This window comes from Wolbachia endosymbiont (group A) of Urophora cardui, assembly GCF_964028435.1.
Lineage (GTDB): Bacteria > Pseudomonadota > Alphaproteobacteria > Rickettsiales > Anaplasmataceae > Wolbachia.
Genome location: NZ_OZ034774.1, coordinates 98,010 through 124,594, shown reverse-complemented (window position 1 = coordinate 124,594; position 26,585 = coordinate 98,010). Strand labels below are relative to the sequence as shown.

Sequence of the window (26,585 nt, the reverse complement as noted above, 5' to 3'; positions counted from 1 at the left end):
AGTAATTTAAATGTCTATTGATCTTAGTCTGCCGGAGTTACCTATATTACACCCAAGGATTACCGTTGTGGGAGTGGGTGGTGCTGGTGGAAATGCTGTGAATAACATGATCCAATCTAATTTGCAAGGAGTGAATTTTGTTGTCGCAAATACCGACGCTCAAGCACTAGAAAAGTCGTTATGTGATAAAAAAATTCAGCTTGGCATTAATTTAACTAAGGGTCTTGGTGCTGGTGCTTTGCCTGATGTTGGGAAAGGTGCAGCAGAAGAATCAATCGATGAAATTATGGAGCATATAAAAGATAGTCATATGCTTTTCATCACAGCAGGAATGGGCGGTGGTACCGGAACCGGTGCAGCACCGGTAATTGCAAAAGCAGCCAGAGAAGCAAGAGCTGCAGTTAAGGATAGAGCGCCAAAAGAAAAAAAGATATTGACTGTTGGAGTTGTAACTAAACCGTTCGGTTTTGAAGGTGTGCGCCGCATGCGCATTGCAGAGCTTGGACTTGAAGAACTGCAAAAATACGTGGATACACTTATTGTCATTCCAAATCAGAATTTATTTAGAATTGCAAATGAAAAAACTACATTTTCTGATGCATTTAAACTTGCTGATAATGTTCTGCATATTGGCATCAGAGGAGTAACTGACTTGATGGTCATGCCAGGGCTTATTAATCTTGACTTCGCTGATATAGAAACAGTAATGAGCGAGATGGGCAAAGCGATGATCGGCACCGGAGAGGCAGAAGGAGAAGATAGAGCAATTAGTGCTGCGGAAGCTGCAATATCCAATCCATTGCTTGACAATGTATCAATGAAAGGTGCGCAAGGAATATTAATTAACATTACTGGTGGCGGAGATATGACTCTGTTTGAAGTTGATGCTGCAGCCAATAGAGTGCGTGAAGAAGTAGATGAAAATGCAAATATAATATTTGGTGCTACTTTTGATCAAGCGATGGAGGGAAGAGTTAGAGTTTCTGTTCTTGCAACTGGCATTGATGGTCGCAATAATAAGTCAGAAACTTCACCTATAAGTCAGAGCGAAGACTCAGAGAAAGAGAAATTTAAGTGGCCCTATAGTCACAGTGAAAGTACGCAAGACAAAACACTGGAAACAAAACCAACTGAACAGGTAAGCGAAGGAGCTAAATGGGGCAGCAATGTTTATGATATACCGGCTTATTTAAGAAGAAAAAAATAATGCAACTTTGGCTACTCAAGTCAGAGCCAAGTGAATATTCATGGCAAAAAATGGAAAAGGAGCAGGTAGTTGAGTGGGATGGCGTGCGCAATTATCAAGCTCAAAATTACATGAAAATTATGAAAGTAAGCGATCTTGCGTTTTTTTATCATACAGGTAAAGAGAAAGCAATACTTGGAATCGTTGAAGTATTTAAAGAGTATTATCATATTAATGATCCCAAGTTCGGATTAGTGAATGTAAAGTTTTTGAAACCTTTAAATAACCAAGTAACGTTAAATAATATAAAACAAAACCCACTTTTGAAAAATATGTCTATATTAAAACAACCACGTTTATCAATTGCCCCAGTTTCGGAAATTGAATGGAATGAAGTAATAAGGATGAGTGAATGTTAGAAGTAAATATTCTTGACAAGAAATGGTGCAGCATTATAGAAAATCCTAAAAATTTTGTATTAGGTGTCATCAATGCTTCTCTAAAAGAATTAAAAATAGACCACTATAAACCAAATATATCAATAGCTCTGGCTGATGATGATTTGCTACATCAACTTAATTTAAAATTTAGAGAAATGGATAAGCCAACTAACGTACTATCATTTCCGTGTGAACAATTGTCTAATGAGTGCGATTTAGGAGACATAGCAATTTCAATAGACACAATAAAAAGAGAATCGCATGAGTATTGTATACCTATTCTTGCTCACATTGCACACATGTTAGTGCATGGATTACTGCATTTACTTGGTCATGATCACCAAAAAAAAGATGAAGAAATTATAATGAAAAATCTAGAAAGAGAAATTTTAGCTTCGCTTGGCTACAATATGTGCGCGATTTAAAAGGAATTTAATAAAAATATAGTAGATGATAATAAAATATGTTATCTACAAAGGGTTTTAGCTATAAACAATAAAAGGTAAGTGATATGGTTCAGTTTTCTTTGCCAAAGAATTCTAAAATTAATCAAAAGGGCAAAATTTATCCTATTCCTGCTAGAGCAAAAAACATCAGAAGATTTCAAATTTACCGTTGGTCTGCTGATGACGAGAAAAACCCTAGAATAGACACATTTTTTATTGATATGGATAGTTGTAGCCCTATGGTACTTGATGCATTAATAAAAATAAAGGATGAAATAGATTCGACTTTAACTTTCAGACGTTCTTGTAGAGAAGGCATATGTGGATCTTGTGCCATGAATATTGACGGAACCAATACTCTTGCATGTACTAGATCTATACACGATATAAAAGGTGATGTAAAAATATATCCATTACCTCACATGTATGTGATAAAGGACCTAGTCTCGGACTTGAGCCAATTTTATGAGCAATACAAATCAATTAAACCTTGGTTACAAGCAGATAAGCCTGCCCTACCAAATAAAGAATACTCTCAATCTCCTGAAGATAGAAAAAAATTAGATGGCTTGTCCGACTGTATATTATGTGCTTGCTGTTCGACTGGTTGCCCAAGCTACTGGTGGAATAGTGATAAATTTTTAGGACCAGCAATACTATTACAAGCCTACAGATGGATTGCTGACAGCCGTGATAATAAGACAGGTGAAAGACTTGATGTTTTAAACGACCCATTCAAGTTGTATCGTTGTCATACAATAATGAATTGCACAAAAACTTGTCCTAAAGGACTTAATCCAGCAAGAGCAATAGCGAAAGTAAAACAGCTCATGGTAGAGAAAGAAGGAGTTTAAGTATCATCTTTTGCATTCTTCGTAAGAGAACAGCAAACCTTCCGAAGCGTAGGGTATTGTTAATACCCTGAACGCTTTTCCATTCGTGAAATGCATCGTATCATCATACGATGCAAATAATTTTTTGAATAACTCATGTCTTTGGTTACTAATAGTTTGAAAATCCTCTTTTTCTAAAAGCTTTTTAGATTCGAAGAGGTAAAGCATAACTTCATGATAAGTTGGGTAAGATGCCAAAAATTTTGGGTCAAATTGAAAGGTTTTTATGAAAGCATTATTATAAAATTTTAGCTTTTGATTCTTACTATATATTACTATAGCAACCGGCAACCTCTCAAGCAAATTTTTCTGTGTAGCTAAATAACTGTTTAATTCAGTATATAATTTCTCTGCATCACTAACATCTTTCCCATACATTACTATGCTACCAGAACCTTGTATTGGAATTTTAACAAAATCGAAAACCTTAGATTCGTTCTTGTAAGTTACGACATGCCTTCCTGGTTTTGTGCTATGAGCGCTACTGGTAATAGCAAATTTCTTAGAGCCATCTACATATTTATCATAAAACAAATTATAGAATTCTACCTTTCTATTCTTGTTATATTTTAGTATTGGAAATGGTAAAGAGTTGAAAACATTTTTATAGCTCTCCACTTCTTGTGTAAGCTTACTATTTTCTAGCTCAAGTCCGTGAGCTTTTATTTTACAGTCTGAGACATTCCTTATCCATAACAGCACACCAATCACATTGTTAGAATCATCTATTATGCTTCTACCATAACATATGCAATAAACCTCACTGTCTTTTGACTTTAAATCTAGAGTAAAAGATTTATTTATTTCCTTTGCCTCAGCAAAATTTTTAATTAAACTTTCTGATTGCTCAAAAAAATTCACAAACTCATTAAATGAGTAAAAAACAGTATTAAGCAAAATTAGTAAGTTGGGAGAGAACTTTTCTATACGCTTTTTTGCATCCCAAATATAAAACCCATCATTCACAGTATCAATTAAATTATTTATGATAACATTTCGATGTTGTAAGTTCTTAATCTTATTACTAATTTTTAATTTAGAATAAGAGAGAAAGAATAATATTAGAATCGATATTAAAACCACTTCATACAAAAAAAACATAGCACTTCTAAAACAGATGTAAAAACTTGTAACCGCTCAGAATTATGCTGAAGAGTTATATAAGTAAAGATTGCCTAACATCTGAAAGCCCAATCTCTTATAAAGGTTTACAGAAGGTTTCATACAATGTGCTACTATATATTTGCATTCAAGCTGTTTAGCTATCTTTATTCTTTCTAAAACCATTTGGGTACCTATTCCACGATTCCTGTAAATTGGTAAAACTCCATCACTATAAAAACCAGCTACACTGTCTTGAACATAAAGACCGCATGTCCCAATAATTTCACTATTTAGTGTTACAAGAAAAAATCTTAATCTTGAGTTTTTATCATCATAATTTGATAATCCGCGAAAAAATGTGCTGACAATTCCAACGCCATGATAAAAAATTTTAGAAGTGTGTAAATCTAACTGTTCTAAGAGGTCGCTACCATTTACAGCATTTAACCTCAAGTTTGGAATAACATCAGCAGGTAAAAAGTAATTTTTCATATTAAGTAAAGCTTTTTTTGGTGTGCTAACGTGTTTTATTTCACACTTTTCTAAAATATCTCTTATTTTCATATGTGAATTTATTACCCATGTTGCTTCTATATCTCTTGTTCTGAGATAATCTAGAGTTTTTTGTATAGAAAGCTCGGTACATTGATCTCCACAGAACACAAAATTAAATAATGACTCCCTAGTACCATTTATTGTAAATGTAACGTTATCAAATTCATCGTGTACTTCCCACTCAGATAAATTCGCTGTGTACAGTATATAATCCTTTAAATTTTGAACAATTAAGCTTGAATAATAAATTTTTTTATCCTGCATACATCAACAATAAACAATAAAAGGCTCCTATAAGAACACAGGCTAAAATTGCAGCTATAATGTCATCTAGCATAACACCTAAAGGACCTTTGGTATTTTTATCGATCAAATTTATAGGCCACGTTTTTATTATATCAAAAAACCTAAAAGAAAAAAAGCACAACAACAATGAAGAGCAATTCATCTCTTGGCTTAACAATATCGAAACTAAAAGTATTGTCAGCAATTGACCAACTACTTCGTCAATTACTACCTCTTTTGGATCACATGAAGTCTTGTAGTGTTTTATATAATTGCCTATAGACCATAGTCCAATCAAAAATAAAAAAAAAATAATTGCTGCACCTAAAATTCTGTCACTCAGTATCACAGGAACAATTGGATAAGAAGCTAAGCTGCCTATGGTACCTGGCATTTTTTTTACTGTGCCAGACAGCCACCATGTTGATATCAATTTATATAAAAATTTCACAATACACCAAAGTACAAAACTAATTTACAAGAACAGAAATAGTATCCTCTATAGAGGCGCTTTCATACAATAATCTATAGACCGCTTCACATATAGGCATTTTTATCTTTAGCTTTCTTGCTAAATTAAATATGGGCTCAGCAGTGCTAAAACCTTCAATCACTGACTTGCCTTCTGACAAAATCTGCTGAACATTAAAGCCATTGTCACTATTACCTATTTTAAACCCAAAAGATAGGTTTCTTGAATTCAAGGATGTGCATGTCATAATTAGGTCACCCAGACATGCCGGTCCAAGTAGTGTATTTATATCCACATTACCGTTACCAACTTTTGCTGAGTATAAAGCCTTAATTTCGCTTACACTTTTCGTAATCAATGCTGCATGAGCATTAAACCCAAGTTTACTACCTAGAACAATCCCACACGCTATAGCAAAAACGTTCTTTAACGCTGCACAAACCTGTATCCCTATAACATCGCTACTAAGGCGTAATTTAACATTTTCTTGCTGTAGTTCTGATACTAGCTTTGAACCCAATATGTTATTTCGGCATGCAAGAACCATTGAATAGGGCAATTTTCTTGCAACTTCTACAGCAAAACTAGGGCCTGAAAAAATAGCAATAGGATTGTTAGGTAAAACTTCATTTACTATTTCACTAGGTAATTTTAATGTAGACTTTTCTATTCCCTTACAAGCTAAAATTATTGCTACATCTTTTTTCAGATTACAATTATGCAATTGCTGACATACCTCCCTCAGAGATTGAGTGGGAACAGCGAGGATTGTTACTGAAGCATTAATTGTGTCTTCAATAGCCAATTTTACTGACACATTATCAGAAATTCGACAACCGGGTAGCTTGTCACTTTCTCTTTTCCCGTTGATTGATTCAAATGTAGTTTCATTGCGAGTCCACAAAATCACATCTTTCTTACTACTGAGTGAAATTGCGATTGCTGTACCCCATGCACCAGCACCTAAAATTGATATTGCCACACAATATTCCTGAAAGTATTACTTATACTTTAAAACAGTAGGATAAGTAAATTAAAAATATAACACAGACATATAGAATAGTTAAATATTTATTAACCGAAGTATTCTTTTAATAATAGTAACTTTAATTCAATATTTACTAAAAATATTATTACTACCATGGTATATCTATTATATTTTAGATCTATTTATATAACTTTGGAACAATATATTTATTATTAATTAATAAGTGTAATTTTGATCATTTGTTAATAAAGATTTGATTTATTACTTTCCTTAGTTATATATATTACTAAAATTATAAATTATTTATGGGGTGTAAAATATGCGTATATTATTAATCGAAGATGATCAAGTAAGTGCAAAGACTGTGGTTAATGCCTTAACTTCTGATGGACACTTCTGTGACGTTGTTACTTCTGCACAAGATTATAACAATAATATGGTTTCCTCAAACGGAGATTACTATGACCTAGTTATTTTAGATATACACTTGCCTGGTGATATTGACGGATATGATATATTGTTAAGACTAAGAAGTGCAAAAATCAAAGTTCCTGTCTTAATACTTTCATGTATATCCGCTGTCAATCACAAAGCTAAAGGGCTTGGGTATGGTGCAGATGATTACTTAACCAAGCCATTTCATAAAAGCGAGTTATTAGCTCGAATTAAGGCCATAGTGCGTCGTACTAAAGGCCATCCTGAATCGGTGATAAAGATTGGTAATATAAATATCAATTTTGATCACAGGATTGTTGAGGTGAAAGGTAAAACGGTTCACCTTACTAATAAAGAGTATTCTATGATAGAATTGCTAGCACTGCGTAAAGGAACAGTACTAACAAAAGAAATGTTCTTAAATCATCTTTACAATGGCTTGGATGAACCTTCAGATAACAAGATAGTTGATGTTTTTATGTGCAAATTACGTAAGAAACTTGAAAGTGCAAATGATGGAAAAAGCCACATAGAAACCGTTTGGGGCAGAGGGTATGTTCTGAAAGAGTATATTGATGATGAAGAATATTCTAATGTTAATGTAGGCGAAAGTAGTGATGGCTATCAAGCAGAACAAGTGAAGGACAACGCATGAAATGCCTACACTTAAATATAGCATGGCTTATATCGCACGTATCATGTGACGCCTAGGTGAAATATAAGCCGAGTTCTGTTTATGTAGCTATCTATCTGGAGTAAATGTTACCATTTACCTCATGCGATTTACCCGAGTAGATATGAGAAAAACATAAAATCTACTTCTATTTAATCTTGCTCCTAGTGTTGGTTACTCGACTACCAATGTTGCCATTGCCATGGTGTGCTCTTACCACACCTTTTCACCCTTACCTAAATATTTTAGGCGGTAATTTTCTGTAGCCCTATAACTGGAGTTACCTCCGGCGGGCGTTACCCGTCACTATTTTTCCTTGGAGCCCGGACTTTCCTCTGCTATGTTTATCACATAACAGCAGCTACTTATTTCACCCAGGAATTATACTTTAACATGAAAATCACAAAAGCAAAAGACAATTTCCTAACAGTCTACATATTAAAAACATTCAGACAAATAGCTAAAGGTGATATTCCGGCACATCATCGCTATCCCAAGATAAGCTTTTTTCACTTTTAGACTCCGCTTCAGTCAGTCAAGAGCTTAGTCCACCGCCTGAAGACGATGAGCTACTTCTTGACCTACTACTACTTTCTACCGATATACTGTCTAGCATTGTTTCAGATTGATACGTAGTTTGTATAGATATGTTATTATCACTGCTTGTTCTGCTATGGGTGAAAAAAATTTCTTCATTGCTGCTATTTGAATGCGATTCCAAATTAGCTAATTCTAACACATGAGCAGCATTATAATAACCGTGATATTTCTTAATACATTTATATGCTATAAATCCTATAATTCCAGCAATACCTATTGTTCCAATCAAAGATCCTCCTATCATTCCTGCCCTATTAGACCCTATAGCAAGTTGAGTAGGCTGTGGTGAAGAAGTAGGTTGAGGAAGTAAAGTCGTGGTAAATATAGGAGTTGTTGACTCTTTTGTTCTAGTACTTGGTATACTAAATACTGTTTGTATAGTTTTCTCTGAGTTTATTATTGGCACACTAGTTGACGTTGTAGCAACCGTGGTCACTTGTGAAGTAGTAGTTGTTTTTGCTACTGTTGTTGGCTTCACTGTTACTGTACTTGTTTGAGTCGTTGACTCCGTTGAAGGTTTATTCATTGTAGAAGTAGGTGTAACGGCTTCTGTTGTTGGCTCCATTGTTACTGTACTTGTTCGAGTCGTTGAAGGTTTACTCATTGTAGAAGTAGGTGTAACGGCTTCTGTTGTTGGCTCCATTGTTACTGTACTTGTTCGAGTCGTTGAAGGTTTACTCATTGTAGAAGTAGGTGTAACGGCTTCTGTTGTTGGCTCCACTGTTACTGTACTTGTTTGAGTCGTTGACTCCGTTGAAGGTTTATTCATTGTAGAAGTAGGTGCAACGGCTTCTGTTGTTGGCTCCACTGTTACTGTACTTGTTTGAGTCGTTGACTCTGTTGAAGGTTTACTTATTGTAGAAGTAGGTGCAACGGTAGTTGATGCTTCTGTTGTTAATTTGGTAGTCTTTACAGTGTCGGTTTCTGTTGTGCTAGTAATTGCAGCAGTCAGCGTTTTCTTAGAAGTCACAACCGTTTCTGTAATAGTTACAGGAGCCACGGTACTACTAGAAGTGATATCAGGTGTCAATCGACCGTTAATGATATCAACAAAATCACTGAGAGTTTTGATACTACTTGCCGGTATTATTGTTACCTTAGAAGGTTTTTCAAATCTTTGATGATTGAAAATTGCGATGTTTTCTTCACTTATTGCAGTTACAATAAAACTGTCTTGACCATTGTCTTTAACGTACAATTGCTCTATAGAATCTGCAAATTCGCAAATAGTAAAGTTCGATTTTGATCCATTCTTAACAAGACTTGTTAAATGTAACGTTTGTTTATCAGACAACCGGTCTTCTGCAAGAAAGGCAACTAGATCATTGCCTTCAGTTCGTTTCACATACTGTAAAAAGCTTATTTCATATTCTCTGGAAAGAGATAGTGCTTTATTATCTATCTGACATCTCTTACTAAGCAAACATTCATCTTTCTTGCCACTTTTTAGATCCTTAACCACTTTAGCCATATCGAACTTAAAAATATTTGTTCTTACTTCTTGATTTTCAATACTATTTTTTCTCACTTGCGAATAAAGTATCGTATTTTCATCTAGTACTAATTGCCCTGGATTATCAAATTTGAATAATTTTCTTTCTATAAGACCGTTTTTTTCACGCAAAACCTTAAATTTTCCATTTGTGTCTGATTGTAAATACCAAGAAACTAAAGTTTGATCCTTTAAGTTATGAGCAATTACAAGAACATTACCATTACCAACTTTTACTGCTTTTGGTTGAAAGTAGCTATTGTCTTCATTTGCAAGACTATCTCTATTAATGTTCTTGTATAATTTTACTTTTCCTACGTATTCAACTAAGGGAACATTAATTGAATGCTTGATTTCGTAAGTGTTGAATGTTAAGCCTTTGATGCATTTTTCTTTTTTGTTAATTTCTTCTGTAGGAAAGATAACTCCAACTTTATCTGTTTCAGCTGAATCTTCTATTAATGTGAGAGACAATTGACCTTTGAATTCATTTACTACGCTGACATTTGTACCCCATTCGTATGTTTTTGATTGATATAATGGACTAATAAGTAATTTTACTTTACTGCTCCCATTACCATTATCTTGATAGCTAAGTCCATAAGCGACTCCATCTCCTTCAATCAACCCTACGTTTGCTGGGTTAAAACCTACCGCTTCTTTAACTTCCGGTGTATTTGAGTTGATCCCGAGCAATCTTCCTAATATAGACATAATTTTATTTAAAATATTAATAAAATGCTATTATGATTACTCCTGTGTGTTAATGTCAATGAAAATTTTAACTAAAATTAAAAAATTAACGTCTTTATTTTATACTAAAAAGTAAGTATAGGCTCGAAAATGGCTAAGAAGTTTTATAGATGAAAGGAAGGTAGAGTTCTCAAAACCCTATAATCTATATTTAAAGGTAAATTTTTATTCGTTATGTCTTATGCAGATTCCGCTAACAAGTAGCGGAATCTTAAGTTTTGGCTAAATTTCTTTTTTACTCCCTAATAGGGCTTCTGCCTTTAGCTCATCTATAATTGTTTGAACCTCAGGAAGCTCCTTATGTTTTTCGTGATCTGATACATATTCTCCCTTTTTGTTGGAGGCTTTATATTCATGTTCTTGATAAAGTGAGTATAGAAATCCAACTCCAAAGATAACAATTGCTGCAAGTGCCATGTATTCAAGTGGTTTTTGCACTTTTTCTCTTAGATCGAAATATCGAGATAGCAGAATGAGAGCACAAGATCCTATTACTACTGCACCAGAACCAATTTTGTTGTACATGAAATACTTTTCATTGTAACTTTGTTCGTAATTTCTGTAAATAGTTGTGGCATGCTTTTGAAGATTTTCTTTATCTAGTGATGTGAGAAAATTTTTAAATTTCTCTTCACCAGTTTCTTTTATCCATAAATTTAATTGTTTACTCATAGTTTAACCTCATATTAATAAATATAGTTTATCATACACAACATTTATAATAAATGTCAAGGATAGTGTATTTATAAATAATATACTATAATTTCTTAAGCATTTTTTTAAAGTAGTTAGCTGTAGCTAAAATAATTGAGATTTACTAAAACAAACTTATGAAACAATTGAAGTTAGAGCATGATCAGATTTTTTAACTGGATCCTATGGCCAAGCCAAAAGAATTTACAAGTTGGGCAGTATGGGTAGTATGATACTGCAAAATGCTATTTCTCAAAAAACCAACAATTGCAATCATTGGTTCTACAGGTATAATCTGTAAAGTTTACACGAGTCTCATGAATGATAGAAAAAAAAGAGCAGTTTAGTTTTACATCAGAAAACCTTAAGAAAGCGGAAAAGTTTATAGAGATGTATCCCAAAGGTAGAGAAGGTAGTGCTGTCATGCCTTTACTATACCTGGTTCAAGAGCAATGCGGATGGGTTTCTGAATCTGCTATGCGTTATGTTGCTGATATGCTGCATATTCCACATATTCGTGTATATGAAGTGGCAAATTTTTACACCATGTATAATTTAAAACCAGTAGGCAAATATCTAATACAAATTTGTAGAACAACTCCTTGCTGGTTGTGCAATAGTGAAGAAGTTTTAAATACCTTTAAAAAAAAACTTGGAATCAATATCGGTGAGACTACTAAAGATAATTTGTTCACTTTAAAAGAAGTTGAATGCCTAGGTGCATGCGTTAATGCTCCCGTTGTGCAGATCAATAATGACTTCTATGAAAATCTTACTCCTGAGAAAGTAGAAAACATCATAACAGAACTTTCAGGCAAATAGATGAAAGAAGAATTTGCATTCAAGATAATCAAGCAATCAGGTTCTGCAAAAGTTGGAACAATTAAAACTCCAAATGGAAGCGTAGAAACACCAGCTTTTATATTCTGTGCAACAAAAGCTGCAATTAAAGCTGCAGATATCGAGAGAATTAGTGAAGCAGGTACTCAGATAATACTTTCCAACACCTATCACCTAATGCTCCAACCAGGGGAAGATACCGTAGCAAAACTTGGTGGTTTGCACAAGATGATGGGATGGAGTGGACCAATGCTCACTGATTCTGGTGGATACCAGATATTTAGCTTAGGGCACGGATCAGTTTCGGAAGAGATAAAAGGAATAAGAAAAAAACAAAAAACTCTGATCAAAATTAATGAGGATGGGGCAATTTTTCGTTCTTACATTAATGGTAAAACTTATTGCTTGACTCCTGAAAAGTCTATACAAATTCAACAGAAACTAGGTGCAGATTTAGTCTTAGATGAATGTACTCCATTTCACATAAGCAAAGAATACACAGCAAAATCAATGCTCATGAGCCACAAATGGGCTGAACGTTCTTTAAATGAATTTGAAAAAAACAATAATGGCAAGCAGGCACTGTATGGAATTAGTCAAGGCGGAGTATATCAAGATTTACGTAGAGAAAGTTGTAATTTTATTAACGATTTGCCATTTTTTGGTCAAGCAATAGGTGGATCACTTGGTCAAAGTAAAGAGCAGATGTACGATGTAGTTTCTTTCACTATGGACCATCTGAAAAAAGATAGGCCTACTCATTTGCTTGGTATTGGTGGAATTGTGGACATCTTTCGCGGAGTTAGTCTTGGAATTGATACGTTTGATTGCGTGCATCCAACCCGTTTAGCAAGGCATGGTGGTGCGCTTATTAAAGTAAAAAATAGAGATTCTATTTCTTCAAAGTGCAAAGAGCATATTAATTTGCGAAATCAACAATTCGAGCTGGACAATAACCCAATTGAAAGTGACTGCTTATGTTTTACCTGCAGAAAGCATTCAAGAGCTTATATACACCATTTACTGAAAGCTAAAGAGCTCCTGGCTTACACACTCGTTACCATTCATAACGTTTTCTTCATGAATAAGTTAATGGCATCTATAAGGCAGGCAATATTGGATGATAGGCTAGATCAAGAGAAAAATAATTGGATTAGTGAAATACCATTGCACTTTGATTTGGCCTCTCTTTAAGTCTTTTCTTTATGCCGTTGATTTTTACTTCTTGTTATATTTACTTTATTTATCACACTATTAATTAGAAAGGTTATAATAAATAATTAATCTATTAATGTTAGTCTCTACCCATATGATTTGTAAGGATTAGAGGTGAAGATATGGCTAAAGGAAATAATACCCTATTAATATTTGATTTTGATAACACTATTACTAATGGACACATGCATAATATTTTCTCCGGTAAACACTCCGGGTTCAAAAAAAGTGATTTCAATTCTGGTGCAGAATATGCAGTGAACGATACTGATATAGGAAATTTTCTAAAGAATACAGGCGGAGTAAAAAATAAGGAGACATTAAAATCTGTGTTGCAATCTGCACTTTCAAATGGAGTGAAAGTTAATATCGCATCGTATACAGGATATTCAGACGCTGTGAGAAGGGTTGTAGAGAATCATTTGGGTTTATCTAAAGAACAAGCAGGCGGTATTTCTGTATTTGGTGGGTTTCCAGGAGATTATGATAATGAGCTTCCAAAAGGTCTCAAAGAACAAAAAAATCAAGTTGGAAAAAATTTACACATCTGTAAGGCAATTGTGGAGTATAAGGATAAACATGGTGAGTTGCCAAAAACTGTCATGCTAGTTGATGATGATGTAAAAAATATTCAAAAGATTAATGAGTTTGTTGCATCAATGAGTAAAAGAGAGGAATGGCTTGAAAAAAATGGGCTGAGTATTGAAGAGATACAAAAAATCAAATTTGAAGGTGTGCGAGTACCTAAAGAGGATAAAAATGTTGGTTATCTAGGAAAGGTACAAAAGTTTATCAATACCAGTTTGATACAAGAACCAAATTATGAAAACTCAAGGGAACAAGAATCGCTATATGCTAAGATTAATAAAAGCACTGTTTCCTTAGAGAAAGAAATGGAGACAATTAAGTCTGTTCTTATTAACAATGGTTATAAATTAAGGAAAGAAGTACATAGTGTTCAAGACTTGTTTAAAGAGGAGGCGATAAGGGCACTCAAAGAGCAAGGCTATGGTGTGAGCAATAAGGACAGAAAAGAAATTGTTGTCAAAGGGAGTAAGCAAATAGATATTCAAAAGGTTCAGGAGATAATAAAAGATGCTTCGGATCGAGTAATAGAGGGATTTAAGGCATCAAAAATAGTGCCAGAGGAAAAGTATTATACCAAAATTTTGAAGATATTAAGAGTGCATTAAAAGTGCAAGCAAAGCCTATACATAAGAGTGCATCACCATCACTTCCTCAAAAAAGGAAATCAAGTGATGGTATGGTTACTGATGGTGAGAATAAAAAACAAGTATACACTGAGACTATCTCCTTAGCACAGGAATTTAAAGCAATCAAAGCTTTTTTTAAAGATTGTATTCAAGAGGTAATAAATGCTATTTGCAATTTATTTAGAAGAGAAGTGGCAACAAAAATTGAAGGGCAGGGCTATAATGTAAGTAGTAAGCAAGGAAGTAGTGAAATTACTGTCAAAGGAAGTAAGCCAATAGATGCTTCAAGAATAAACAAAGATATTATTGTCGAGTCCTTAGCTCAAATAATCGAGAAAAAAGAGAAAATCAAAGATCTTAACAATAATTATAAAGGTGATCAGCTAGGGCGAGAGATATCGAAATTATTGAACGCTGGTTTGCAAAAGGAAAATATAAACTCAAACTATAATGATGGAGAGCCTATATTCCAGACTCGTGAAGAGGCATCGAATTATCCTCCGCAAAAGAAAGACATAAACTCAAACTCTGTGAGAGGAAACTATAATGATGGAGAACCTACACATCAAACCGTTCAAGAAGCATGGAACTATCATCAGCAAAAGAAAAATAAAAACTTGAATCCTGCAAGCAGCACTACACCTCAAGGTCAAGCATCATCATCTCCTCCTAGAAGCAATATAAAAGAAGCGTGTAGTTCACAGCACATTGCTTCAATTGTAAAGCAGCCAAATCAATATAACAGAATACACTAAGCTTTAAGCAGGGAGTGTTAAATAAACTGTGTCAAACCGCATTTTTAGTTCAACTCAATTTTCAATCTGCCAGGAAAGAAAACATCAAGTTGAGAGATAGTTAATGCCCAATCATGTACAGGCATCGTCCACTTTTCCTCTGCCTTCTTTATAGCACAATATACCTGCTTATACAAGGCATTTATGCTGGTAAATGAGCCTTTGGTCTTAGTGAATTTCCTAATTTGCCTATGTAGCCCCTCTATGGGATTGGTGGTGTAGATTATCCTCCTAACTGGACCAGAATACTTAAAATAACCAGACAAGTTTTCCCAATTATTCTGCCAAGATTTTATAACCATAGGGTACTTTGTGCCCCATTTTTCATCTAATTCCAACAGATAATTCTCGGCAATTTCCTTGCTTGAAGCTTGATATACCTTCTTTAAATCGCTCAAAAAACTCTTCGCATCTTTACTGGCCACATACTTCAGTGAGTTGCGTATCTGATGCACTATACACATCTGCACTTCCGCATTAGGAAAGACACTGTTTATAGCTGCAGGAAAGCTTTTCAGCCCATCAACGCAGGCAATAAGGATATCTTCTACTTGTATCTTGTCAAAAGCATCTAATGTTTTAAGCTTAAGCATTAGGTGGAGAAGGGAGGAACTCTGTGCTTCTTCTTAGATATAAAATCTGTAGAGGAGATAAGAATTCCCTTCTCAAAAGTATAGGCTGGACGGTATCGTAGAAAGACCTGAATGGTTCTAATTCTGTATTCACAAGACTAGCCTTACTTTTCATTTTTAATGGTAACGTATGGGGTTATATATGATCAACAACTTTTTGGGCATAGATATATCAAAAGATCGCTTTGATGTTTTTCTCTCATTTATAAGCAAAAAAGGAAAGCGTGAAACTAGAAAAAGAAGCTTTAAGAACGATGGTTTCAAAGTCTACTGAATTTTCTACACAAACATAATGTAGAAAAAGTAAAAACCTGCATGGAATCTACTGGTTGTTATAGCGAAGCACTGGCTGAATTTCTACACAATGCTGGACATTTTGTAAGTGTTGTAAATCCTTATTGCATAAAATCTTATGCAAGGAGTAAGCTGATACGACAAAAGAATGATCAGACCGATGCAGAAGTTATTGCTGATTATTGCCAAAGACAGGAACCTTCTAGTTGGACACCACCTTCTCCTGAAATGAAAAAATTAAAACATCTTTATCGTTGCTCAGTTGCGTTAAAAGATGAGTTAACATTAGTAAATAACCACTTAGAAAAAAAAGAGAGACTGCCTAAAGAAGTTGCAAATGCTTGGGAAGACCTTGCAATGAATATAGCTCAAAAAATAGAAACAATAAAAAACTCCGTACGTGAACTATTAAATCAACACAAAGAATTGTTGGAAAATTTTCAACTTCTATTGACTATTCCAGGCATAGGAGAAGAATCAGCAATAGCTATTTTAGCTGAAGTTTCTGATATAGAGGTTTTTAGAGATGCCAGGCAATTGGCAGCATATACAGGAGTTATACCACGAAATATGACGTCAGGTTCCTCTGTATATGCCAAACCCAGATTAAGTAAATCCGGTTCACAAACATTACGTAAGGCACTTTTCTTTCCTGCCATAGTAGCTAAGAATCACAATCCTATCATTATGAGCTTTTGCCAAAGATTAAAGGAAAAGGGTAAGCATAATATGGCCATCGTTGGTGCTGCAATGCGTAAGCTACTCCATATCATTTTCGGTATTCTGACATCCAAAAGTGCTTTTGATCCTAACCATATCAAAAACTACAGGGCTAGGAGGTTGACTGAAGGTTTAGTACTTTAAAATCAAAAATGCTTCCTATCATCTATCTTATGTAAAGTGGTATCTTACACAAATTTATTGAATGTTGTTGGTTAGTGGATATGTTGATAAGTAAACTTCATCTGTTTTGTGCGTATAAAACTAATTTACTTATCAACATATCCACTAACTATAATCTGTGTACTGTTACACAATTGGAAGTATTTTTTGATTTTATGATGCAACTTGGGAAATTTTTATAATTTTTTTGTTGACTAACAAGACGGTATCTCCTGTCATCCGAGTAGCTGACACTGGGATCCAGGAATTTTAATTGTAAGTAATGCATTGGGTTTGGTGAGTATGGGTTTTGCGTTATAAAATGAAGCACTTTTGGTGAATTTGTAAAGAAAAATAAAGACATGAGGTGCACATAGTGCAAAAAATTAAGCATGATTTACGCCAAATACATTAAGTTTTTTTGTCATTAATCCACTGTAGAGATTGCGAAGATAAATAAATAGCTTCAGTGTTATGATAAGGGGGCTGGCGGAGTTTGTCAAGTAAGTTTTTCGTTTCTATGTTGTCAGCTACTTGCATGACACCTCTGGGCACTGCCGTCATAAAGGAACCAGTGTTAGCTACTTGGATGACAACCATTGTATTTGAGGCAAAATTGACTATCACTTCTTTTTATAGAGCTTGCTCCAAATTCTATTGTTAGTTAATACAAAAAACACTGTTAAAATTATAAAATACGCCACTACTTTTAATCCAAGTTTATGCCGGCGCTCTAATTCTGGCTCTGCTGCCCATTGTAAAAAATTTATCACATCATACGCCATATTTTCAACTGTGGCTTGTCTTGCACCATCATATTCCACCATTCCTTCAGAAAGTGGTGGCGCCATAGCTAACCTGCCTGTTGAAAAGTAAGGGTTGAAGTATAAATCATTTTCATCGTGCTCGCCGTTTTGATAGCCTGTTAACAGTGAATAGACATAATTTGCACCATCATGCCTTGCTTTAATAATTAACGATAAGTCTGGTGGAACTGCACCATTATTGCTTGCTGCAGCTGCTTCTTTTGTATCAAAAGGTGCAATAAAATAATCCGAAGGTACTCCAGGTCTATCGAACATTTCACCCAAATCGTTCGGACCATCTTTAACTTGATAAGAAGCTGCAATCTGTTTTATATCTTCTTCAGAAAAACCAACATCTTGCAAATTACGAAATGCTATCCTATTCATTGAATGACAAGCAGCACAGACTTCTTTATACACTTTATAGCCTCGTTGAATTGACTCTCTATCGAAAGATCCGGTAATTCCATCAAATTTCCAGTCCATTTTTTTATTTGGTGATGGCTTGAATTCTTCTGCATACACAAAATTAGCAAAAAACAATATGCAAAGTATAGCTAACATACTTCTCATCAGCATTACTTCATCTCCGGCACAGAATCACTTAAGGTTTTTGGTGGTTCTTTTGGCTTTTCATATTTACTAAGCAGTGGTAAAATTATTACAAAATATGCAAAATAATAAAGAGTGGATAGCCTACTCATAGTGATGTAAGGCTCTTTCACCTCTTGTCCTCCAAGCCAGGCAAGAAGTGCAAAATTTATTGCGAAAACCCAAAAAAATTTTTTGAACACTGGGCGATAAGCACCACTTTTAACTTTTGATTTATCAAGCCAAGGTAACAAAAACCAAACTAAAATAGACGCAAACATGGTAAGCACACCAGTAAGTTTATCTGGAATTGAACGTAGCATTGCATAAAAAGGTAAAAAGTACCACTCTGGCACTATATGTACCGGAGTGACCATAGAATCAGCTTCTATATAATTGTCTGGATGTCCAAGATAATTAGGAGCATAGAAAACAAATGCAAACAAAACTACAAAAAACAGACCAAAAGTTATGCAATCCTTGACTATATAATAAGGATAGAGAGGAATGGTATCCTTATCTGATTTTACCTCCACTCCACTTGGGTTACCAGAGCCAAACCTATGCAGAGCTATCACATGAAGCATAGCTAAAGCAATAATAATGAAAGGCAGAAGATAATGCAGAGCAAAAAAACGGTTAAGTGTTGGATTATCAACGGAAAAACCACCCCATAACCATATAACTATTTTATTGCCAATTAAAGGTATAGCTGAAAATAAGTTGGTTATGACTGTTGCACCCCAGAAACTCATTTGTCCCCAAGGCAATACATATCCCATAAAGGCAGTTGCCATCATTGCAAAAAATATAAATATACCAACAAACCACACCATCTCTCGTGGCCTCTTGTAAGATCCGTAATATAATCCACGCATTATATGAACATAGACTACCATAAAGAAGAGCGATGCTCCAACAGCGTGAGTGTAGCGTATTAACCACCCGTAATTCACATCTCGCATTATGCGCTCTACACTATTAAACGCATAATCAACATGCGGAGTGTAGTGCATAGCAAGAAATATACCTGTTATTATTTGTAAAATTAGCGCTATACCAGCCAAAGAGCCAAAGTTCCAAGCATAATTTAAGTTTTTTGGCACTTGGTAAGAAGCAGTGTGTTTCAAAAAAGAAAATATAGGCAATCTATATTCTATCCACCCTAATATGCCTTTTTCTTCTTCTATCGTTGTTTTTTTTTTCTGCATAACTTAAAGCTTTCTCTACCTTTAACTCGTTTTATTGTAGCAACTTATCCTTTACACACAAATAAAAAGTTTAAAGCGATATTAATTACTACCTCTTCAGCAACCTATCACGTGCCGCATTTAATTTCTGTGCAAAATACTCTGAGCCTCCTTTATCTGGATGAACTAATTTCATTAAATTTTGATATGCTTTATTAATTTCATTTTGACTTGCCTCAGGATTCAGCCCCAGTATCTTTAATGCCTCATCTTTGGACATGTTATCACCAGTGTAATTTTCAGTATAACTTCTACTGCTATTAAATTCGTTCAAAAACTTACTCAATATAGAGTTCATCATGAAACTTATGTTATTTTTTTTTGTCAGGAAAAGAAAAAATACAACAACGCTAGGCAAAACAAATGTAACTACTATGAATACTAAAAAAAGAAAAAAGATGAATGACATGTATATTTTTTTATCATTTTATGATTAAATAGTAACAATTATAATTGTCATGGTAAATAACATGTTCATCCAGATTGAAGAAACACCAAATCCAAACACACTGAAATTTCTCCCTGGATTTGCAATTCTAAACGAAGGAGAAACGGCTGATTTTTCAAATGCAGATGAAATAAAAAACTCCAAGCTAGCAGCAAATCTTTTTCAAATAGAACATGTGGTAAGAGTGTTTTTTGGTCATGATTTTATTTCAGTAACAAAATTGGGTGGAATTAATTGGGATACATTAAAAGTAGAAATTTTAACTACAATCATGGATCACTTTACTTCAGGTGGAAGAGCACTAGATAAAGAAGGAGTAAATGATAATAATATACCGGATGAAGAATTTTTTGATAAAAATGATATAGAAATTGTAAATAGAATAAAAGAATTGATGGAAAGTTATATCAAACCTGCAGTTGCTCAAGATGGTGGCGATATCAAATTTCGTGGCTATAAAGACGGGATAGTCTATGTTGAGTTACAAGGAGCTTGCTCTGGATGCCCAAGTGCTGCAATTACTTTAAAGCAAGGAGTGCAGAATATGCTGAGCTACCACATACCAGAGGTTGCAGGTATAGAGACCACACTATGACTAATCAAACGGTTAGAGGAACAAAAGATCTCCTGTTTGATGAATGGTACAAGTTTAAACACATAGAGCAAACAACAAGCAGAATCTCAAGTCTATATGGCTTTTTGCCTGCTCAAACTCCGATATTTGAATATACGGAAGTTTTCACAAAGACTTTAGGTGATAGCTCAGACATCATCACTAAAGAGATGTACACCTTTAATGATAAAGGGGGAAAGAGCATAACTTTACGTCCTGAGTTCACTGCAGCGGTTGTTAGGCTATTAATTGAAAAAAAACTGCAAACGCCGATAAAATTATTTTCAACAGGGCCTGCATTTCGTTACGAAAGACCGCAAAAGGGAAGACAGAGGCAATTTCATCAGATAAATTTTGAGGTTTTTGGTGTAGAAGATTCAAAAGCCGATGTTGAATTGATATCACTCGCTCAGCACTTACTAACTGAATTTAGCATCAATAAAAATGTAAAGCTGGAAATCAACTCTTTAGGTGATAGTGAAACAATAACTAAGTATAGAGAAGCTTTGATCTTATACTTTACAAAGTATCAAAACGATCTATCAGAAGATAGCAAAAATAGGTTGATCAAAAATCCACTCAGAATACTGGATTCTAAGGATGAGAAAGATAGATTAATAATTTCTGATGCGCCTAAAATCAGTGATCACTATACAAAAGAATCTTCATATTTCTTTGACCAGGTGTTAAATGGACTGCAAGCTCTTGGCATACCTTACACTGTAAATAGCAAATTAGTTCGAGGTCTAGACTATTATTGTCACACAGTATTTGAATTTGTCACAGAAGATTTAGGTGCACAAGGGGCAGTTTTTGCCGGTGGAAGATACGATAATTTAGTATCTTCAGTAGGTGGAAAACACACTCCAGCGATAGGATTTGCAGGAGGTATTGAACGCATAATGGAGTTAATCAATTATTCTCCGAAAGAAGAGCGACCTATTTACCTAATTCCGATCGGCAGAGAGGCTGATGAACATGCTCTAACACTTGCGAATGAATTGCGCAGAAATGGTTTATATGTAGTCTACGAATATAGCGGAGCACTTAAAAACCGAATGAAAAAAGCAAATCAAGCAAATGCTAAAGCTGCTTTAATCTTTGGCGATGAAGAATTGAGTAGTAAAACTTTAAAGATCAAAAACATGGATACAGGTGAAGAAAAAATAATTGCTCGCGATAACACAATAGAAAACATCAATTAAGAGCAATGCAAATGTTTTTCTTAGTCAGCTATAGAAGAAAATTCGTCTGCACAAGAATTTTTCATAGCATTCAATGTATCATAATCTGTAAAATCTAATTTTACTGGTGTGATAGTAATAAATCCTTTTTTTATTTTATTTACACTACCACTGCCTGAGTGCTCTCGAGACCAATTTAAGCTAAAAAAGCCATTCGAATTTTCAGTAAAAGTTAAATCCCCATCAATGTTATATTCACCTTGTTCAGCAAATTCTACTCCTTTTACTTTTTCCGTAGCAGGAAAATTTACACTCATCACTATGTTTTTAGGCCAACCAACCTTAACTAGCTTGGCAATAACCTTTGGTGCAAAAACCTTTGTATTGTGCCAGTCTATTTTATCATGATAAACTTGGCTCAGCGCAATAGAAGGTATAGACCTTGCAGCACCTTCCATTACAGCACCAATTGTTCCTGAATAACAAATATCGTCCCCGACATTTGATCCAATATTTACTCCGGACAATATTAAGTCTGGTTTTTTATTCATAACTTTATTTAGCGCAATAATGACACAATCTGCAGGAGTACCAGACACACTAAATTCCCTTTCACTATGTTGGTTTATTCCAATAGATTGTTTCACTGGATAATCAAGAGATCTTGCAGCCCCGCTTCTATCAGTATCTGGTGCCACTATCCATATTTCTGACGCAAAATTCCGTGCAATCTCTTTGAGTAATTTTATTCCTTCACTTCCAAAGCCATCATCGTTTGTTATCAATATTATCATATACAATACTCAGCTATACAGTTCCAAATTATGTAAATCACTGGCTGTAAATAAACTCATGAGGCTTTAAGTTTCTTTGCATAACTATGAACTGTAACAAAGAACCTGCTGTAAATCAATAGATTTCTTGCACAGGCTATAACTGTCATTACAATAGAAACGAAAAAACCTACTTGACAAACTCCGCCAGCCCCCTTATCATGGTACTGAAGGTATTCAGTTATCTTCATCTGTGCAGATTAAACAGCAAGAAAACAACGTAGTTGGCGTCTTATTTTTAATTTTTTGCACTATGTGCACCTTATGTCTTCACAATATTTCTAGGTTTTTACCTATATAAGCTGAAACGCGCTTATAAGTCGTTTAAGACAGTATAGTACGCCAATTTGCAGGATTAGAGAGTGAACACTAATTACCACGGGGTTTCTTTTGCCTTTTTTTCTGCTTAGTAAATTTCTTAAACATTTATGACTAAAGGTTAGTTGCATTAAAAAGCAGCTGAGTCGCGGTTATTAAACGTTTAAAACATAAAAAAACGCCAATACTGAAAATAGACAATGACTAGGGCTTCTTTTGCCTTTTTTTTTGTTTGGTAAATTTCTTAAATATTTATGGCTAAACGACAACCGTCATCCCGCTACGTGTTAGCGGGATCTCTTGTTAGCGGCTGAGATACCGCGAATGAATCGCGGTATGACATGTTGCTTGGATCAGCTATAGTATTTCTTAAAATTAATAATAAATTTCTTGGCTAGCAAGAAGCTGTAAATTTTTTTGCGAGACCTAAGCCGCTTTTGATATAGCTAAAGGTTTACTGACAATCGTCTCATTCCACTACCTGCTGACTTACTTTCTGCTTAGCATATCCATCAAATCAGATTCTTTGAGTTTACTATGGTCAACTTTACTGAACTTATTTACCACAGAGCTCATTTGATTATACTGCTTAATCAGAAGATTAACTTCAGTTACACTTGTTCCGGACCCCTTAGAAATTCTAAGTCTTCTTTTGCCATTTAAAATATCTGGATTTTGCCTTTCTTTTTCGGTCATTGAGTTTATGATGGCTATATATTTTTTCACTTTATTGTCATCTGGCACACTGCTACTTAGCTTTTTTGTGAATGAACTAGGGATGAATTTCATTATGTTGCTAATGCCATCCATTTTACTCAGAGTTTTTAACATTCCCACTAGGTCGTTTAGGTCGAATTTACCCTTTTTTACTTTCTTTTGTAACTTATCAATTTCTTCCTGACCAACAATCTCAGCAGCTTTTTCAACCAATGAGACAACATCACCCATGCTAAGTATCCTTTTTGCAATTCTATCGGGATAAAAATCATCGAGGTCACTTAATTTTTCACCACAAGCAATAAATTTAATTGGACAATCGGTGATCATTTTCATAGAAAGAGCAGCACCACCACGTGCATCACCATCAACGCGGGTGAGAATAATGCCGGTTACACCTATTACCTCATTGAATGATTTGGCAATGTTGACCGCATCCTGGCCTATCATTGCGTCGGCTACTAAAATAACTTCTGCAGGTGAAGCTATTTCCTTTACGGCTTTCAACTCATTCATCATATTATTGTCAATATGAAGCCTGCCTGCGGTGTCTAGTATTAATACATCATAATTATCGTTCTTTGCTGCTGCCAGTGCCCTTTTTGTAATTGCAATAGGCCCCTCATTTATTACTGTAGGTAAAGTTTGTACGTCTATCTGTTTACCCAGCACCTCAAGTTGTTTTTGGGCAGCCGGCCTATAAATGTCTAAAGAGGCAAGCATCACTTTTTTCTTTTGCTTTTTTAGCTTTAAAGCAAGCTTTCCTGAGGTAGTTGTTTTACCTGCACCTTGTAAGCCCACCATCATAATCACAGCAGGGGGTTTAACTGCTAGATTTAAGTCACTTTTCCCTGATCCGAGAACTGCAACTAAATTATCCTGCACAATTTTAATTATCATTTGTGCTGGAGAAACACTTTTTATGACTTTTTCCCCAATCACTTTATCTTTAATGTCGTTGATGAATTTTTTTGTAACTTCAAGTGAAACGTCAGCTTCAATTAAGGCTATGCGTATTTCACGCATGGCAAGATTAAAATCATCTTCAGAAATGATCGACTTTCCTCTTAGTTTACTAAATACAGAATTTAAACTTTCAGTTAACGATTTAAACATAATAGCGTTAGTAGAATACTCATTAAAAAGAGAGAAGAAGCTGAAACAAAACTCACTGAGTTATAACCCAGCACTTCTTTAAGTTTAGTAATATTATTAAAGTATAAACTAGTAAGTGAATTAGTCAAGTTTTGCACTACGCTGGCAAATATTTCTCTAGTTTTAGAGACTAACTGATTGAACAGCAAGACAATATAGGGTATGAAAGCTCTAAAAGTCCAATCAACATCCATTTTAAAATTTATTCTCGGGTAAAATAACTTGCGTAAAGGAATAAACAATAAAGTGGTACATAATAACAAATTAAATTGCGACAAAATATTTTTTGTGTTGTACACAAAATCGAAAATCGAAGATTTATTGTAAATAGGTAAGTAAGGATTGCCAGTGATTACGCATATAAATGCTAAAATGATCATAGTCATTTTGCTCCCCCTCTCTGCTAAAGGTTTTGACTTACTTTTTGCAATAAATAAGTAATAAAGAAACTTTAGCCCCACGCTTAAATGAAGCAGCAAATTTAGAACCTTATATAAATTTTTATACCCTTTTAAGGCAACAGTGTTCATTTCAATTTCAGCTGTGATATATGATTTACTGATAAATCCAGCGGTTCCAGGAAATGCAGCCATTGTAAGTATTGCGATTATAGCACACATGCCTTCCACTGACATCAGTTTACCTACTCCATTAAAACTAATTGTTTTTGTTCGTGAAATAATCGAATTGCTGACCACAAACAATAATGATTGATAAACAAGAGAGAAGATTATATGCAGTATCAAAATTGGTATTGCCTTTTCCGAAGGGCTGAGTAAACCTCCTGCAATAATCAGCAAGCCCATTTGTCCTACAATATTATAGCATAAAAATCTACGAATATTTTGCTCAAGAGAAGCAAATATAATGCTGTAAATTGCAGTGATGGCGCCTACAAGCGCTAATATTTCAGTACAATCTTGCCATAGGTTATAAGTGTGTAAAAGCATCACTAAAAAAGAGACTTTAGTGGTAAATAAAGAGAGATATGTAGTGCCATGTAGCGATGCAGCAGGATATGCATCAACAACCCAAAACGAAAAAGGGAAACAAGCGCAGTTTATCAATAAACCTAAAATTATCAGGTTAGTACTTTGCAGTGCCAATCCTGCTGTTAATATAACTCCAACGAAAAAGTGTACACAAGCGTACCTTATTGCAGGTCCACTATCTCTACAGCCAGCTGCGATAGTAAAAAATGCACTGACGGTCATTAATTCACAGAATATTATAACCAATATCATATGTTCAGATAAAACTGCATAAAGTGAACTAATAGTGTAAGCAGCAAAAGATAGCATCTCTGAAAAAGTCAAATTTTGTGCTGGTAGAACAGCTAAAAATGCAACTGATAAAAAAGATATTAGTATGATACGAAAAGATAAATCAAAATCTAGAATTGGGAGAGACCAATTTACTGCAATGCTCAAATTTTCAGGTAATTTTAGGACTATAACTATTAATATAGTCAGTAGGAGTAACAGTGACGATTTACAAAGTTGCACAATAATTTAAACCAATATGGTTTATGCTATCTCAATATATGAATAAAATCAATTTGCATATTAACCACTAATTAAACTAATTATCATATAATTATATCAGAGTTTAGAGGGTTATAGAGAAACCGGTCAGATTAGGTTTTTAATCTAATCTGACCGATAGCTTTAATAGTGAGGTAAGCTTTAATATAGCATTCTTAATTCACAATGCTACACTCGTGCATAATTTATTTTTAATTTGTGCACGAGCGTTAGTAAGTTATTTACTTTTTGAAATAAAAT

At 34.5% G+C, this 26,585-nt stretch carries 23 protein-coding genes, 1 other RNA gene and 2 pseudogenes; 12 read left to right on the top strand and 14 right to left on the bottom strand.

Annotated elements, in window-relative coordinates; genetic code table 11:
- Positions 1-10 precede the first annotated feature (10 nt).
- From ftsZ to ABWU38_RS00665, 4 genes are all read left to right on the top strand, one after another.
- Complete coding sequence (ftsZ, locus tag ABWU38_RS00680) at positions 11-1,207, top strand: cell division protein FtsZ (RefSeq protein ID WP_253309308.1); 1,197 nt, start codon at positions 11-13, stop codon at positions 1,205-1,207.
- Positions 1,207-1,605, top strand: a complete 399-nt coding sequence (locus tag ABWU38_RS00675) for an EVE domain-containing protein (RefSeq protein WP_253309309.1) — start codon at positions 1,207-1,209, stop codon at positions 1,603-1,605. The genes ftsZ and ABWU38_RS00675 overlap by 1 nt, the downstream gene beginning before the upstream one ends.
- Positions 1,599-2,051, top strand: coding sequence for an rRNA maturation RNase YbeY (gene ybeY, locus ABWU38_RS00670; RefSeq protein WP_253309310.1), 453 nt, complete (start codon positions 1,599-1,601; stop codon positions 2,049-2,051). The genes ABWU38_RS00675 and ybeY overlap by 7 nt, the downstream gene beginning before the upstream one ends.
- A gap of 86 nt (positions 2,052-2,137) precedes the next feature.
- Entirely contained in the window at positions 2,138-2,926 is a 789-nt protein-coding gene (locus tag ABWU38_RS00665) for a succinate dehydrogenase iron-sulfur subunit (RefSeq protein ID WP_353272301.1), read from the top strand.
- Between the two features lie 3 nt (positions 2,927-2,929).
- On the opposite strand, the gene ABWU38_RS00660 is transcribed toward ABWU38_RS00665, so the two are convergent.
- The 4 genes from ABWU38_RS00660 to ABWU38_RS00645 are packed head-to-tail and all read right to left on the bottom strand — an operon-like array spanning position 2,930 to position 6,363.
- Complete coding sequence (locus ABWU38_RS00660; RefSeq protein ID WP_353272300.1) at positions 2,930-4,066, bottom strand: hypothetical protein; 1,137 nt, start codon at positions 4,064-4,066, stop codon at positions 2,930-2,932.
- 42 nt (positions 4,067-4,108) lie between these two features.
- A complete protein-coding gene (locus tag ABWU38_RS00655) occupies positions 4,109-4,888 on the bottom strand; it encodes a GNAT family N-acetyltransferase (protein ID WP_253309312.1) in 780 nt (259 codons plus the stop codon).
- The gene (locus tag ABWU38_RS00650) at positions 4,878-5,360 is read right to left on the bottom strand and encodes a phosphatidylglycerophosphatase A (RefSeq protein ID WP_265016633.1); all 483 of its coding nucleotides are present in this window, start codon (positions 5,358-5,360) and stop codon (positions 4,878-4,880) included. The genes ABWU38_RS00655 and ABWU38_RS00650 overlap by 11 nt, the downstream gene beginning before the upstream one ends.
- A 19-nt stretch (positions 5,361-5,379) precedes the next feature.
- On the bottom strand, positions 5,380-6,363 hold the full coding sequence (locus ABWU38_RS00645; RefSeq protein WP_253309313.1) for an NAD(P)H-dependent glycerol-3-phosphate dehydrogenase: 984 nt from the start codon (positions 6,361-6,363) through the stop codon (positions 5,380-5,382).
- Positions 6,364-6,688: 325 nt separating this feature from the next.
- Between ABWU38_RS00645 and ABWU38_RS00640 the strand changes: the two genes are divergently transcribed.
- Positions 6,689-7,459, top strand: coding sequence for a response regulator transcription factor (locus tag ABWU38_RS00640; protein WP_096616586.1), 771 nt, complete (start codon positions 6,689-6,691; stop codon positions 7,457-7,459).
- A gap of 48 nt (positions 7,460-7,507) precedes the next feature.
- Here ABWU38_RS00640 and rnpB read toward each other — a convergent pair.
- The 3 genes from rnpB to ABWU38_RS00625 all read right to left on the bottom strand — a co-directional run bounded on the left by rnpB (position 7,508) and on the right by ABWU38_RS00625 (position 10,994).
- An RNA gene (gene rnpB / locus ABWU38_RS00635) (RNase P RNA component class A) lies at positions 7,508-7,855 on the bottom strand.
- A 157-nt stretch (positions 7,856-8,012) separates the two neighbouring features.
- Positions 8,013-10,283 carry a hypothetical protein gene (locus tag ABWU38_RS00630; protein WP_353272299.1) on the bottom strand — a complete coding sequence of 757 codons (2,271 nt, stop codon included), beginning with the start codon at positions 10,281-10,283 and terminating at the stop codon, positions 8,013-8,015.
- Positions 10,284-10,544: 261 nt separating this feature from the next.
- Entirely contained in the window at positions 10,545-10,994 is a 450-nt protein-coding gene (locus tag ABWU38_RS00625; protein WP_265016635.1) for a hypothetical protein, read from the bottom strand.
- A 342-nt stretch (positions 10,995-11,336) separates the two neighbouring features.
- Between ABWU38_RS00625 and nuoE the strand changes: the two genes are divergently transcribed.
- From nuoE to ABWU38_RS00605, 4 genes are all read left to right on the top strand, one after another.
- Positions 11,337-11,837, top strand: coding sequence for an NADH-quinone oxidoreductase subunit NuoE (gene nuoE / locus ABWU38_RS00620; RefSeq protein ID WP_253309317.1), 501 nt, complete (start codon positions 11,337-11,339; stop codon positions 11,835-11,837).
- On the top strand, positions 11,838-13,049 hold the full coding sequence (tgt, locus tag ABWU38_RS00615; protein ID WP_253309318.1) for a tRNA guanosine(34) transglycosylase Tgt: 1,212 nt from the start codon (positions 11,838-11,840) through the stop codon (positions 13,047-13,049).
- A gap of 143 nt (positions 13,050-13,192) precedes the next feature.
- Positions 13,193-14,263 carry a hypothetical protein gene (locus ABWU38_RS00610; protein ID WP_353272298.1) on the top strand — a complete coding sequence of 357 codons (1,071 nt, stop codon included), beginning with the start codon at positions 13,193-13,195 and terminating at the stop codon, positions 14,261-14,263.
- A 2-nt stretch (positions 14,264-14,265) separates the two neighbouring features.
- Entirely contained in the window at positions 14,266-15,039 is a 774-nt protein-coding gene (locus ABWU38_RS00605; RefSeq protein WP_353272297.1) for a hypothetical protein, read from the top strand.
- A 44-nt stretch (positions 15,040-15,083) separates the two neighbouring features.
- On the opposite strand, the pseudogene ABWU38_RS00600 reads toward ABWU38_RS00605, so the two are convergent.
- A pseudogene (locus ABWU38_RS00600) lies at positions 15,084-15,629 on the bottom strand (IS256-like element ISWpi15 family transposase); the annotation flags it as partial.
- A gap of 223 nt (positions 15,630-15,852) precedes the next feature.
- Here ABWU38_RS00600 and ABWU38_RS00595 point away from each other — a divergent pair.
- A pseudogene (locus ABWU38_RS00595) lies at positions 15,853-16,868 on the top strand (IS110 family transposase).
- A gap of 641 nt (positions 16,869-17,509) precedes the next feature.
- On the opposite strand, the gene ABWU38_RS00590 reads toward ABWU38_RS00595, so the two are convergent.
- From ABWU38_RS00590 to ABWU38_RS00580, 3 genes are all read right to left on the bottom strand, one after another.
- Positions 17,510-18,265 carry a cytochrome c1 gene (locus ABWU38_RS00590; protein WP_373457563.1) on the bottom strand — a complete coding sequence of 252 codons (756 nt, stop codon included), beginning with the start codon at positions 18,263-18,265 and terminating at the stop codon, positions 17,510-17,512.
- Between the two features lie 5 nt (positions 18,266-18,270).
- Entirely contained in the window at positions 18,271-19,494 is a 1,224-nt protein-coding gene (locus ABWU38_RS00585; RefSeq protein ID WP_265016691.1) for a cytochrome b, read from the bottom strand.
- Positions 19,495-19,582: 88 nt separating this feature from the next.
- Positions 19,583-19,834 (bottom strand): DnaJ domain-containing protein, encoded by a 252-nt coding sequence (locus tag ABWU38_RS00580; RefSeq protein WP_264329184.1) that lies wholly within the window; start codon positions 19,832-19,834, stop codon positions 19,583-19,585.
- Positions 19,835-20,003: 169 nt separating this feature from the next.
- Here ABWU38_RS00580 and ABWU38_RS00575 point away from each other — a divergent pair, with 169 nt between their 5' ends.
- Together ABWU38_RS00575 and hisS are read left to right on the top strand one after the other, a co-directional pair.
- Positions 20,004-20,576 (top strand): NifU family protein, encoded by a 573-nt coding sequence (locus ABWU38_RS00575; protein ID WP_253309984.1) that lies wholly within the window; start codon positions 20,004-20,006, stop codon positions 20,574-20,576.
- Complete coding sequence (hisS, locus tag ABWU38_RS00570; protein ID WP_253309703.1) at positions 20,573-21,799, top strand: histidine--tRNA ligase; 1,227 nt, start codon at positions 20,573-20,575, stop codon at positions 21,797-21,799. The genes ABWU38_RS00575 and hisS overlap by 4 nt, the downstream gene beginning before the upstream one ends.
- Before the next feature lie 20 nt (positions 21,800-21,819).
- On the opposite strand, the gene surE is transcribed toward hisS, so the two are convergent.
- The 3 genes from surE to ABWU38_RS00555 all read right to left on the bottom strand — a co-directional run bounded on the left by surE (position 21,820) and on the right by ABWU38_RS00555 (position 26,306).
- Positions 21,820-22,572: a 5'/3'-nucleotidase SurE gene (surE, locus tag ABWU38_RS00565; RefSeq protein WP_353272296.1), complete on the bottom strand. Its 753-nt coding sequence runs from the start codon at positions 22,570-22,572 to the stop codon at positions 21,820-21,822.
- Between the two features lie 846 nt (positions 22,573-23,418).
- On the bottom strand, positions 23,419-24,762 hold the full coding sequence (gene ffh, locus ABWU38_RS00560; protein WP_353272295.1) for a signal recognition particle protein: 1,344 nt from the start codon (positions 24,760-24,762) through the stop codon (positions 23,419-23,421).
- Positions 24,747-26,306: a proton-conducting transporter membrane subunit gene (locus ABWU38_RS00555; RefSeq protein WP_265016690.1), complete on the bottom strand. Its 1,560-nt coding sequence runs from the start codon at positions 26,304-26,306 to the stop codon at positions 24,747-24,749. The genes ffh and ABWU38_RS00555 overlap by 16 nt, the downstream gene beginning before the upstream one ends.
- Between the last annotated feature and the right edge of the window lie 279 nt (positions 26,307-26,585).